The following is a 13,261-nucleotide window of genomic DNA, read 5'->3' as shown; positions in this document are numbered from 1 at the left end:
CCATGCACCTGCTCAGGACCCAGCCCGGTGGTTTCGTGTCGGATGACAACATCGCCGACCTCGGGCAAACCCCCGCCGAGCTGGTGATCCTGTGCAGCGGCGATTCCAGCCTGGCGCTGCTGGCAGAAGCGGCGCGGCAGTTGCCGGACGATTTTCCGCAGTTTCGCCTCGCCAACCCGATGCAAGTGCAGAACCACGCCTCGGTGGATCTGTACGTTGAAGATGTATTGCGCCACGCCAAGGTCGTCCTGCTGTCGTTGCACGGTGGCATCGGCTATTGGCGCTACGGCATCGAGCGCCTGGTGGAACTGGCCGGGCGCGGGGTGAAATTGATCCTGGTGCCGGGGGACGACCGTCCGGACCCGGAGCTCAGCGATCTGAGCAACGTGTCCGCCGAGCACCGCGATCGGCTCTGGCAGTTTCTTCGTCAAGGCGGATTGGAAAACGCCCTTAACCTGTTCCGTCACCTGGGCAGCCAATGGTTTGGCCGCGATTATCCGTGGGGCGAGCCCCAGCCCCTGGCGCGCACGGCGATCTATCACCCGGAAAAAACCAACGCGACCCTGAATGATTGGCAAGCGGACTGGCGGGCAGGCGATCCCGTAGCGGCGCTGTTGTTTTATCGCTCCCACCTGCAAGCCGCGAACACCGCGTTCATCGACGTGTTCTGCCAGCGGCTGCAAGCGGCGGGGCTCAACCCTTTGCCGATCGCCGTGGCGAGCCTCAAGGAACCCGGTTGTCTGGCACAGGTGGAAGACTGGCTGGACGAAGTGGCAACGGGGGTTATTCTCAACACCACCGGTTTTGCACAATCGAGTCCGGAAGCGCCGCACCTGCGGCCGTTTCGCCGCGATATCCCGGTGATCCAGGCGATCTGCGCCCAGGACAACGAACCCGGCTGGCGCGCCAGCGAACAAGGCCTGGGCCCACGGGACCTGGCGATGCACATCGCCTTGCCGGAACTGGACGGGCGAATCATCAGCCGGCCCATCAGTTTCAAGGACCTGGCCTGGCGCAGCGAGCGCAGCCAGAGCGATGTAGTCTGCTACCGGGCGATACCCGAACGCATGGATTTTGTCGCTGGACTGGCCCGCCGCTGGACCACCCTGGCGCGCCTGCCCAACGGCGAAAAGCGCGTGGCGCTGATCCTGGCCAACTACCCGACCCGGGACGGACGCATCGGCAACGGCGTCGGCCTGGACACGCCAGCGGCGGCGCTGAATATTCTGCGGGCGATGCAGGCCGAGGGTTATCCGCTGACCACCGAGCTGCCGGCCAGCGGCACCGCGCTGATCCGGCAGTTGCTCGGCGGCGTCACCAACGACCTGGACAGCCTCGACCTGAGGCCTTGTCATCAGAGCCTGGCCGTCGACGCGTACCGGGCCCTGTTCGACGCGCTGCCCGAGGCCAATCGCCAAGCGGTGCTGGAACGTTGGGGCGCACCCGAGCAGGACCCGATGTTCCGTGACGGCCGCTTGATGATCGCCGGCCTGCGCCTGGGCCTGACGTTCGTCGGCATTCAGCCGGCGCGGGGGTATCAGGTCGATCCGAGCGCGGTGTACCACGACCCGGACCTGGTGCCGCCCCATGGCTACCTCGCGTTCTATTTCTGGTTGCGCCACACCTACGGCGCTCACGCCGTGATCCACGTCGGCAAGCACGGTAACCTCGAATGGCTGCCGGGCAAGGGCGTCGGGCTGTCGGAAAACTGCTGGCCGGACGCGCTGCTTGGGCCGCTGCCAAACATCTATCCGTTCATCGTCAACGACCCGGGCGAGGGCGCTCAGGCCAAGCGGCGTACCCAGGCGGTGATCATCGACCACCTGATGCCACCGCTGACCCGCGCCGAAACCTACGGGCCGCTGCGCAACCTGGAGCTGCTGGCTGACGAATACTACGAGGCGCAATTGCTCGATCCGCGCCGCGCCAGGGAATTGCAACGGGACATCCTGGCCCTGGTGCGCGAGACGCATATCGACCGCGAGCTGCAACTCGACGCCGGCCTCGACAGCGACGCCGACGCGGCGATCTGGCTGCCGCGCCTGGACACCTACCTGTGCGACCTGAAGGAATCGCAGATTCGCGATGGCCTGCATATTTTTGGCGAGTCGCCGAGCGGACGGCTGCGCATCGACACCTTGCTGGCATTGCTGCGCATTCCCCGTGGCGACGGCAAGGGCGCCCAGTCGAGCCTGCTGCGGGCCCTGGCCAAGGCGTTCGGGTTGGGCTTCGATCCGCTCGATTGCACCTTGGCCGAGCCTTGGGCCGGCGAGCGTCCCGAGGCGTTGCGCGACGTCAGCGATGAGCCCTGGCGCACCGTCGGCGACAGCCGTGAGCGTCTGGAGCTGTTCGCGGCGCGACTGATCGAGCAAGCCTTGGCCGGCGATATCGCGCAGCTCGACGCGCCGGGTTGGGAGACGGTGCACCGCATCATCGACCACCTGCGTGCCGTCGTCGCGCCGCGCCTGGATGCCTGTGGCTCGGCGGAGATGCGCGGCTTGCTCGACGCATTGGGCGGGCGTTTCGTACCGGCCGGCCCCAGTGGCGCGCCGAGTCGCGGACGCTTGGATGTGCTGCCCACCGGGCGCAACTTCTTCTCCGTCGACGTGCGCAACTTGCCCACCACCACGGCGTGGCGCATCGGTTTTCAGTCGGCGAGCCTGATTCTGGAGCGGCACCTGCAAGACCACGGCGATCACCTGCGCCAGCTCGGCCTGTCGGTGTGGGGCACCGCCACCATGCGCACCGGCGGCGACGACATTGCCCAGGCCATGGCGCTGATGGGCGTGCGTCCGGTGTGGGCCACGGGCAGCCAGCGGGTCGACGATTTCGAGATACTGCCGTTGAGCCTGCTGGACCGGCCTCGGGTGGATGTGACGTTGCGGGTGTCCGGGTTCTTCCGGGACGCCTTCGCCAATCTGATCCGCTTGTTCGATGCGGCGGTGCAAGCCGTAGCGGCCCTGAATGAACCCGATGACATGAACCCGCTGGCGGCCAAAGTGCGTGCCGAGCGCGAAGCCTTGCTGCAATCGGGCTTGCCCATGGAAGACGCGGCGCGCCAGGCCGGCTGGCGGATTTTCGGCGCCAAGCCCGGCGCCTATGGGGCGGGCGTGCAGGGGGCCATCGACGGTCGGCTCTGGCAGAGTCGCGAAGACCTCGCCGAGGTGTACCTCAACTGGGGCGGTTATGCGTATGGTGCGGGCGACGAAGGCACCGCCGCGCGGGCGCAATTTTCCCGGCGCCTGAGCCAGGTGCAAGCGGTGTTGCAGAACCAGGACAACCGTGAGCACGACCTGCTCGATTCCAACGATTACTACCAATTCCAGGGCGGCATGCTCGCAGCCGTGGAAACCCTCAGCGGCGAAACCGCCGCCAGTTATCACGGCGATCACAGCCAACCGGGTCTGCCGAAGATCCGTACCTTGAAAGAAGAACTCAACCGAGTCATCCGTTCCCGCGCGGCCAATCCGAAGTGGATCGACGGGGTCAAGCGTCATGGCTACAAAGGCGCGTTCGAACTGGCGGCGACGGTGGACAACCTGTTCGCCTTCGACGCCACCACCCAGTTGATCGAAGACCACCAGTACGCCTTGCTGGCCGATGCCTATCTGCTCGATCCGCATACCCGTGACTTCGTCCGGCAGCACAACCCCGACGCTCTGCGGGACATGACCGAGCGCATGCTCGAAGCGCAGCAGCGGGGGATGTGGCAGGCGCCGGGGGATTATCGCGAGGCGCTGGAAAACCTGCTGCTGGACATCGAAGAAGATGGCTGACTTACCGATGGATGACGGCCGCTGGTGGCGAGGGAGCTCCTTACATTGATGAGATATCTCATATGACCGACACCCCACATTTCCCCCTCGCCGCCGTGGTCGGCGCCGATGCGCTGAAACTGGCCCTGTGCCTGGCGGCCATCGATCCGAAGATCGGCGGCGTGCTGATCGAAGGCCCGCGCGGGATGGCCAAGTCCACCCTGGCCCGGGGCCTTGCGGATATGTTGGCCAGCGGTCAGTTCGTGACCTTGCCCCTTGGCGCCACCGAGGAGCGGCTGGTGGGCACCCTCGACCTGGACGCGGCATTGGGGCAAGGGCGCGCGCAGTTTTCCCCGGGGGTGCTGGCCAAGGCCGACGGCGGCGTGTTGTACGTCGATGAGGTGAACCTGTTGCCTGATCACCTGGTGGACCTGCTATTGGATGTCGCCGCCAGCGGCACCAACCTGATCGAGCGCGACGGTATTTCCCACCGGCATCCGGCGCGTTTCGTGTTGATCGGTACGATGAACCCGGAAGAAGGCGAACTGCGTCCGCAACTGCTCGACCGCTTCGGCCTCAACGTGGCCCTCGATGGCCACACCGCACCGGCCGAGCGCGGGCAGATCATCCGTCGCCGCCTGGATTTCGACAACGACCCGGCGGCGTTTTGCGCCGAGTGGGAGCCGGCCCAGCAGCGGTTGCGTGAACGCTGCGAACAGGCCCGCGCAGGCTTGGCCCAAATCCCCCTGGATGACGCGGCGCTGGGGCAGATCACCGAGCGTTGCTTTGCCTGCGGAGTCGATGGGTTGCGCGCCGACCTGGTCTGGCTGCGGGCTGCCCGCGCGCATGCCGCCTGGCGTGGCGCGCACGCCATCGCTGCTGAAGACATCGATGCCGTTGCCGAATTTGCCCTGCGTCATCGCCGCCGCGAGCACGCCGCTCCGCCCCCCGCGCCAAACCAGGCCCCACCTTCGAACCCGAATGAAACCAGCCAACCCAGCGAAGGCCAAGGCCAATGGGGCGACCTGCCGCCCCGGGCGTTGCCGACCGGCGCCCGACGAGACGTGCCGAGCTGGCCAAAAAAGCCCTAGGCATTCGCCCCCGTTCGCCGTCGGGGGCGAATGCCAGACCCCGTCCGGGACGTCTGGACCATGGGCGCCAAGGCCACGGCAAAGCAGCGTCCAACGGTGTGGTGGACTGGCCGGGCACGCTGCTAAAGGGGCGTCCGCGCCTGGCTGCGGACCTGCGTTTCAAATCGCGGCAGCGTTCAGCCCATGAACTTTGGTTGGTGATTGTCGACGCATCGGCCTCGACCCGTCGCCATCGGGCCTTGAGCGACGGCAAGGGCCTGCTGGCGCAACTGTTCGACGAGGCCTACCGACAACGCGCACGGTTGGCGCTGTTGACGGCCAGCGGCGCCACGCCGACCTGGCAAGTGCAAGGGCTCAAGGCCTCCCACGGCCTGGTGCAGTGGCTCGACGCGCTGGGGGCCGGTGGTGGTACGCCGTTGCTGGCGGCGATCGGCGAGGCGCAGCGCTGGCTGGCCTCCCGTCGCAAGCGCTTCCCGGCGGAGCGACAGCGGGTGTTGCTGATGACCGACGGCCGGGTGAGAGACGGGCAACCCATGCCGCCCCTCGATTGCCCCAGCCTGCTCATCGACATCGAGCGCGGGCCGATCCGCCTGGGTCGGGCGCGGCAATTGGCGGGGCAGTTGGGGGCTGAGTATCGGCATATTGATGCTGATGATCGGTTTGTCTGACAGGACCGCTTCGCGAGCAGGCTCGCTCCCACAAGGGGTTGGTGGTGGCCTTTGGAATCAAGGTCGCGACAAAATCCTGTGGGAGCGAGCCTGCTCGCGAAGGCTTCTACTCGGTCCGTGATCTGCATGACTCAATCGGCATCACTGCTCTATGCTCAGGCAACCTTCAAAGGAATGAACCCATGCGCGTACTCGTCACCAACCCCCAGGACGATTTCAGGGTCAAGGCCTACGCAGGCACCAACGGTGTGCTGCTCGCCATGGACCTCGCCGAGCCACGGCGCAAGGGGCTGTTGGGCTTCGCCATCGAGAAGCAGCACGGTGACAAGCCGTGGCTGTTCCTGTTCAACAGTCTGACCTTCCCCGACAAGGCCCACACCTTCCCGCAGTTCCATGCCACGCCCAGCGACAAGGCGCCGTTGCAGAAATTTCGCTGGGCCGATTACGCGGTCAACCCTGGCACGACGATCCATTACCGCGTGCACCTGGCCTACGGCAGTCCCGATGCGCCGCAGTTGGGCGAGGCCCTTGAGTTGACCGTCACCAGCGATGACGGCCAGCCTGCCAACCAGAGCGTCATCTTCAATCGCGCGGTGGCCGCCAGCCAGGCGTTCCAGCGCAAGTTTCCGGAACTGGACAGCCTGATCAGCGCCAATCGGAGCCTGTCCATCGAAGACTGGCCGGATGCGCCGCGTCGCTGGCTGGAAAACGGTTTGCTGGGGCGCCTGGTCGGCTTCATCGACCGGGCCCTGGATGCAAGCTGGGCGTTGGACGTGGCCATTTATGAATACGAACTGCCGGTGATTGTCGAGGCGGTCAACGCGGCCCATGCGCGCGGCGCTCGGGTGAGGGTGCTTTACCATGCCCAGCCGGAGGACGACGCGACGATCAGCAATGAAGCCAGCCTGCAAAAACTGCCGGCGGCGAACAAGCGTGGTCGAGTCACCCATGGCATTTTCCACGACAAGTTCATCGTCCTGAGCAGAATCGACCGGCATGGAGTGCCGACCCCCGAGGCCGTATTGTGTGGCAGCACCAACTTCACCGCCAACGGCGTCTATCGCCAGGCCAACGTCATCCATGTGCTGGACGATCCACGCATCAGTGACAGTTATCGCCAGGTGTTCGAGCAGATCTGGGCCAACCCCGGGGACGTCGACGCCACCCGCGATTGGCTGACGCTCAGCAATCCCATGGACGGCGACGAAAAACTCTTCGCCGGTTTTTCGCCCCGCAACGGCAAGGGCGATCTCGATCGCTTTGTCGAGATCATCGCGGCCGCGCGCAAGGACCTGCTGTTCGTCACCGCATTCGTCTTACCCGAGCGGATTCTCGATGCCTTGCTCGGCCAGCCGAACGACGACGTGTTGCGCTACGGCCTGCAAAACACCACCAGCCGCATCACCGGTTTCCATGCCGACCGCACCGCCGAATTCGCCGCCACCGCGCTGCTCAATACCGGCCTGGAGGGTTGGCTGCGGGAAAACATGAAAGGCCAGAAGGGCAACCTGCTGGTCCACACCAAGGCCGTGGTCACCGACTTCACCAGTGACTCGCCGACCATCATCAGCGGCAGCCACAACCTGAGCGCCGCCGCCAGCGCCAGCAACGACGAGAACTATCTGATCATCCAGGGCGACACCGACCTGGCCGACCGCTACGGGCTGGAACTGCTGCGCTTCTATGAGCACTACCGGTTTCGCTATTTCGCAAAAAAGCTCGCCCTCAAGCAGGTCCAGCCCCTGGCGCCGGACGACAGCTGGAGCGATGACTATTACCGCGAGGGCGATCTGCGGATGTTGTCCAGGATCAGGTTTTGCGGCCGTTGAAGCGGCCGTCGAAAACGTTTCCACGTTGTGCTGCCAATCGCTGCGCCACGGCGCAGATCCTGCCGTAAACCGCTCGGCAAAACGTCGCCTGGCGCACCATAACTGCCCCCAAACCCTCAGAAACACGGGCGCAGCGCCCGTGTCTGGAGCATCCCGCAAAGTCTGCTGAGCGGGCCCCGCAAAACGGTGGTTTGTACCAAGCGGCGACTATTTTTAACGGTTTTTCCACGGTCTCATGGTGTTGTAATGAAAACGTGATGCAGCGTTGCCGCGAGCCTCACGAATGGCGTCAATGTTTGCTTCGTCATGCCTTCAACAACAAATCCAGGACCGCACTCATGAGCTTTCTTCGACCCAAGTACATCACCTTCGACTGCTACGGCACGTTGACCAACTTCCAGATGGGCAACATGACGCGCGAGCTGTTCGCCGACCGTGTCGATGCCGGGCAGATGGACCAATTCGTCAAGGACTTCGCCGCTTATCGCCTGGACCAGGTGATGGGTGACTGGCGGCCTTATGATGAGATCATCAAGACCTCCCTGATGCGGGTCTGCAAGCGTTGGAACGTCGAATACCGCGGCGAAGGCCAGCTCTATTACGACGCCGTGCCAACCTGGGGCCCCCACGCCGATGTGCCGGCGGGCCTGTCGAAGATCGCCGACAAGATCCCCCTGGTGATTTTTTCCAACGCGATGGACGAGCAGATCATGTCCAACGTCGACAAGCTCGGCGCGCCTTTCCATAAAGTGTTCACTGCCCAGCAGGCCCAGGCCTACAAGCCGCGGCTGGCCGCGTTCGAATACATGCTCGATAACCTCGGCTGCGGGCCGGAGGATGTGCTGCATGTGTCGTCGAGCTTCCGTTACGACCTGATGCCGGCCAATGACATGAAGATCAAGCACAAGGCCTTCGTTGCTCGTGGTCATGAGCAACCGGGCAACTCGATCTACAACTACCACCAGATCCCCGATATCGGCGGGCTGCCTGGACTGGTCGGGCTCTGAAACCGAGCGAACGCTTCAAGGCGAAAGGGGTTTAGACATGGGCAGTGAGTCTTATTGGCTCGATACCGCACCGGCCTTCACCGGTGCCCAGGTCGGCGGGTTGCCCGACCAGGTCGACGTCGCCATCGTCGGTGGCGGTTTCACCGGTCTGGCGGCGGCCCGGGCCCTGGCCTTGAAGGGCGCCCGGGTGGCGGTGCTGGAGGCGGGAAGGGTGAACGGGCAGGCGTCCGGGCGCAATGGCGGGCAGTGCAACACCGGCGTCGCCCAGGACTATGCGGCATTGTCAGCAAGCCTGGGTGCCGATAAGGCCCGCGCTTATTACCTGGCCTACGAAAGCGCCGTGCAGAGCGTCGTTTCGTTGGTCGAGCAGGAAGGGATTGCCTGCGACCTGACGCGTCACGGCAAGCTCAAGCTGGCCGCCAAGCCGATGCACTACGAAGGGTTGGCGCGCACCTGTGAACTGATCCGCAAGGAGGTCGATGCCGAGGTTCAATTGTTGTCTGCGCAGCAGGTTCGCGCCGAGGTCAATTCGGACCAGTTCCACGGCGGCCTGCTGCAGCGCAATGGCGTACAGATGCATGTCGGGCGCTTTGGTGTCGGCCTGGCCGAGGCGGCCGCCCGTCATGGCGCGTTGATTTTCCAGGGCGTCGAGGTGAAGGACTGGAAGACCCGCGGCAGCGGCTATCAGGTCAACACGAACAAAGGCGTGCTGCATGCCTCGCAAATTCTGCTGGCCACCGGTGCGTGCCAGCAAGGCGGGCTGGGTTGGTATCGGCGACGCATCGTCCCGGTGGGCAGTTTCGTGGTCGCCACCGAGGTACTGCCACAGGCGCTGATCGACAGTTTGCTGCCGGCCCGTCGCTCCTACGTCACCAGTCGCATGATCGGCAATTACTTTCGCCTGACCCCGGACAACCGCTTGCTGTTTGGCGGCCGTGCGCGGTTTGCCATGTCCGACAGTGTGTCCGATGCCAAGAGCGGCAAGGTGCTGCAAGCGGCGATGGTGCAGATGTTCCCGCAGTTGGCCGACGTGAAAATCGACTATTGCTGGGGCGGACTGGTGGACATGACCTCTGACCGCTTGCCCCGCGCCGGCCAGCATGGCGGCATCTACCACTCCATGGGCTACAGCGGCCACGGCGTGCAGATGTCGGTGCACATGGGCCAGGTCATGGCCGACGTCATGGCCGGCAAGGTCGAGGCCAACCCTTGGCGCGAGCTCGACTGGCCGGCGATTCCCGGGCACTTCGGCAAGCCCTGGTTCCTGCCGTTTGTAGGCGCGTATTACCGCCTGCAGGACTACCTACACTGATTCATAAGGCGTTGTTTGGCGTTTCAACCGTTGCGACGACCGTGCGCAACCGAGCCCCTATCACTTGCGGAAGGTAGAACTGACATGACTGACAATAAGAACAGCATCGACGGCCAGTTGATTACGGGCGAAGAAAGTCTGCGGGTTTTCGAAGGGCTCAATCGCGGCATGTCGCGCCGCCACGCCTTGCAAATGCTCGGGCTGGCCGGGGTCGCCGCGGCCGGGGCCGGCAGCCTGTTCGGCGCCGCCGGCAAGTTGTGGGCCGATGACACCACGAGCCCAGGCAAGGGCAAGCCCGGCGGACGTATCCGAGTGGCGGGCATCACCAGTTCCACCGCCGATACCCTGGATCCGGCCAAGGGCTCATCGTCCACCGACTACGTGCGCCACTACATGTTCTACAACGGCCTGACCCGTTTCGACAGCCACATGGTGCCGCAACTGGAGCTGGCCGAACGCATCGACACCACCGATGCGACGCTGTGGGTGATCACCCTGCGCAAGGAAGTCACCTTCCACAACGGTAAAGGGCTGACAGCGGCGGACGTGGTGTTTTCCCTGCTGCGGCACAAGGATCCGGTCACCGGTTCGAAGGTCCTGCCGCTGGCCTCGCAATTCGAGGAGGTCAAGGCCAATGGTACCCACGAGGTGCAGATCCGCTTGAGCGGCCCGAATGCCGAACTGCCGTCGATTCTGGCCGTGTCCCACATGCTGATCGTGCCCGAGGGCACCACGGATTTCAGCCAGGGGGTCGGCACCGGTCCGTTCAAGGTCAAGGAGTTCAAGCCGGGAGTACGCTCGATCGGCGCCCGCAACACCAATTATTGGAAGCCCGGCTTGCCCTACCTGGACGAGATCGAGTTCATTGGCATCGGCGACGAGCCGTCGCGGGTCAACGCGCTGCTGTCGGGCGATGTGCAGATCATCAACGAGGTCAACCCGCGCTCGACGACCCGCATCAAGGACAGCGCAGGCCACCGTGTCGTCGATTCGCCCTCGGGCAACTACACGGACCTGATCATTCGTCAGGACCAGATGCCAGGCCAGAGCCCCGAATTCACCCAGGCGATGAAACTGTTGCTGGACCGCGAGCAGGTCAAGTCGGCGATTTTCCGTGGCTTTGCCAGGGTCGGCAACGATCATCCGATTGCGCCGGGCGCGCGCTTCTTCAACGCCGACCTGCCGCAACGCACCTATGACCCGGAAAAGGCGCGTTTCCTGCTGAAGAAAGCCGGCATGGAAAACATCAGCATGCCGGTGATGTGCTCGCCGGCCGCCACCGGTTCGGTGGACGTCGCCGTGCTCTTGCAGCAGTCGGCGAAGGAGGCCGGGCTCAAACTCAACGTCAATCGGCTGCCGAGCGACGGCTACTGGTCCAACCACTGGGCCAAGCACCCGCTGAGCTTCGGCAACGTCAACCCACGGCCGAACGCCGACATGCTGTTCTCGCAGTTTTTCCAGTCCTCGGCGCCGTGGAACGAGTCCGGCTGGAAAAACCCGCAATTCGACCAACTGCTGGTGCAGGCCCGTGGCGAAACCGACGAGGCCAAGCGCGGCAAGATGTACGCCGACATGCAGACGCTGGTGCATGAGCACAGTGGCATCGGCATCCCGGTGTTCATCAGCAACATCGATGGCGTCGACCAACGCGTCAAGGGCTACGGCACCAATCCGCTGGGTGGCTTCATGGGCTACATGTTCTCCGAGCAAGTCTGGCTGGACGCTTGATGAGCGTGGTCTGGCTCCGTGACATGGCAAGAGGATCGGGTGATGAATAGCAACACATTGTGGTTGATCGGCCGGCGCCTCGGCGCCGCGATCGTGACCCTGCTGATCGTCTCGATGGTGGTGTTCGCCATCACGGCGGTATTGCCGGGAGACGCGGCGCAACAGTCCCTTGGACAGTTCGCGACGCCTGAACAAGTGGCGGCCCTGCGGGTGAAGATGGGCCTCGACCAGCCAGGCGCATTGCGCTACCTGCACTGGCTGACCAGCCTGCTCAGCGGCGACCTCGGCGTATCGATTTCCAATGCCGTGCCGGTCAGCGAGCTGATGGCCGGACGAGTGCCCAACACCTTGATGCTCGCGGCCGCCACGGCGCTGGTATCGGTGCCGGTGGCGCTGATCCTCGGAATCGGCTCGGCGATGGGCCGAGGGGGGCGCATCGACAGCGTCCTGAGTTTCTTCACGCTGACGATGGTGGCGGTGCCGGAGTTCCTGGTGGCGACGCTGGCCGTGTTGATCTTCGCGGTCAACCTGGGCTGGCTGTCGGCGCTGTCCTACTCCAGCGAAATCACCTCGCCGCTGCAATTCATGCGCACCTATGCCTTGCCGGTCATGACGCTGTGCTGCGTGATCGTTGCGCAGATGGCGCGCATGACCCGGGCGGCGGTGATCGATCAGCTCGACAGCCCCTACGTTGAGATGGCTCGCCTCAAAGGCGTGAGTCCGGTGCGGGTGGTCTTGCGCCACGCCTTGCCCAATGCCATCGGGCCGATCGCCAATGCCATCGCCTTGAGCTTGTCCTACCTGCTGGGTGGCGTGGTGATCGTCGAGACGATCTTCAACTATCCCGGCATCGCCAGCCTCATGGTCGATGCCGTGACGAACCGCGACATGGCATTGGTCCAGGCCTGCACGATGCTGTTTTGCACGGCGTACCTGATGCTGGTGTTGATTGCCGACCTGTGCGCAATCCTGTCCAACCCGAGGCTGAGAAACCAATGAACAATCTCATTGCGAAGTCCCCGCCTGCTGCGCCCGAACTGGCCTATGGCAAGGTTTCCAACGGCGCCTCCTGGCTCGGCCTGCTCGGCGCCGCCATGTGCGTCATCTGGTTGCTGGTGGCCATTTTCGGACCCTGGCTGGCGCCGCACCCGGTGGGCGAAGTGGTGTCCGACAACGTCTTCGACAGCTTCAGCGCGGCGTACCCGCTGGGCACCGACTACCTGGGCCGCGACATGCTCAGCCGGATCATGGTGGGCGCAAGGTTCACCGTCGGCCTGGCCTTGGTCGCGGCGGTCCTGGCGAGCGGCTTGGGAACCACTTGCGCGCTGTTGTCAGTGGTCTCGCCGAAGTGGCTGGACGAGCTGATCAGCCGCCTGATGGACGCCTTCATTTCGATCCCGAGCAAGATGCTTGCGTTGATCATGGTTTCGGCCTTCGGCTCCTCGGTGACCTTGTTGATCTGCACGGCGGTGCTGAGCTTCACGCCGGGCGCATTCCGGATCGCCCGCAGCATGGCCGTGAATATCGAGGCTTTGGAGTACGTGCAGGTGGCCCGTACCCGTGGCGAGCGCAGGTTGTACATCGCTTGTGTGGAGATCCTGCCGAACATGCTCAACCCGGTGCTGGCCGACTTGGGGTTGCGCTTTGGCTTTATCGTGCTGCTGCTCAGTGGCATGAGCTTTCTCGGCCTGGGCGTGCAGCCGCCGGACGCAGACCTGGGCTCCCTGGTGCGCGAGAACATCGGCGGTCTCAACCAGGGCGCGCCAGCCATCGTGATTCCGGCCCTGGCCATTGGCACCCTGACGATCGGCGTGAATCTGTTTATCGATCGCCTGTCTTCGCGGCGCAATCGACGCACGGGAGGTCATTGA

General features: G+C 64.3%; 9 protein-coding genes. All 9 read left to right on the top strand.

Annotated features, from left to right (window positions below; genetic code table 11):
- Window positions 1–2: 2 nt before the first annotated feature.
- The 9 genes from cobN (at window position 3) to J3P76_RS14615 (ending at window position 13,261) form a co-directional block, all read left to right on the top strand.
- Window positions 3–3,776, top strand: coding sequence for a cobaltochelatase subunit CobN (gene cobN / locus J3P76_RS14655; RefSeq protein WP_434700890.1), 3,774 nt, complete (start codon window positions 3–5; stop codon window positions 3,774–3,776).
- A 62-nt stretch (window positions 3,777–3,838) separates the two neighbouring features.
- Window positions 3,839–4,846 (top strand): ATP-binding protein, encoded by a 1,008-nt coding sequence (locus tag J3P76_RS14650; RefSeq protein WP_434611003.1) that lies wholly within the window; start codon window positions 3,839–3,841, stop codon window positions 4,844–4,846.
- Entirely contained in the window at window positions 4,771–5,514 is a 744-nt protein-coding gene (locus J3P76_RS14645; protein WP_434700889.1) for a vWA domain-containing protein, read from the top strand. Before J3P76_RS14650 ends, J3P76_RS14645 begins: the two co-directional genes overlap by 76 nt.
- A gap of 182 nt (window positions 5,515–5,696) precedes the next feature.
- The gene (locus J3P76_RS14640) at window positions 5,697–7,343 is read left to right on the top strand and encodes a phospholipase D-like domain-containing protein (RefSeq protein ID WP_434700888.1); all 1,647 of its coding nucleotides are present in this window, start codon (window positions 5,697–5,699) and stop codon (window positions 7,341–7,343) included.
- Window positions 7,344–7,681: 338 nt separating this feature from the next.
- Window positions 7,682–8,350 carry a haloacid dehalogenase type II gene (locus tag J3P76_RS14635; RefSeq protein WP_420766630.1) on the top strand — a complete coding sequence of 223 codons (669 nt, stop codon included), beginning with the start codon at window positions 7,682–7,684 and terminating at the stop codon, window positions 8,348–8,350.
- Between the two features lie 37 nt (window positions 8,351–8,387).
- The gene (locus J3P76_RS14630; RefSeq protein WP_434700887.1) at window positions 8,388–9,662 is read left to right on the top strand and encodes an NAD(P)/FAD-dependent oxidoreductase; all 1,275 of its coding nucleotides are present in this window, start codon (window positions 8,388–8,390) and stop codon (window positions 9,660–9,662) included.
- An 84-nt stretch (window positions 9,663–9,746) separates the two neighbouring features.
- Window positions 9,747–11,390, top strand: a complete 1,644-nt coding sequence (locus J3P76_RS14625) for an ABC transporter substrate-binding protein (protein ID WP_434700886.1) — start codon at window positions 9,747–9,749, stop codon at window positions 11,388–11,390.
- A 42-nt stretch (window positions 11,391–11,432) separates the two neighbouring features.
- The gene (locus J3P76_RS14620; protein WP_420766627.1) at window positions 11,433–12,389 is read left to right on the top strand and encodes an ABC transporter permease; all 957 of its coding nucleotides are present in this window, start codon (window positions 11,433–11,435) and stop codon (window positions 12,387–12,389) included.
- Complete coding sequence (locus tag J3P76_RS14615) at window positions 12,386–13,261, top strand: ABC transporter permease (RefSeq protein WP_420766626.1); 876 nt, start codon at window positions 12,386–12,388, stop codon at window positions 13,259–13,261. Before J3P76_RS14620 ends, J3P76_RS14615 begins: the two co-directional genes overlap by 4 nt.

This window comes from Pseudomonas sp. D1-36, assembly GCF_051132205.1.
Lineage (GTDB): Bacteria > Pseudomonadota > Gammaproteobacteria > Pseudomonadales > Pseudomonadaceae > Aquipseudomonas.
The sequence above is the reverse complement of the archived record's forward strand: the minus strand, read 5'-3'. Positions and strand labels throughout refer to the sequence as shown.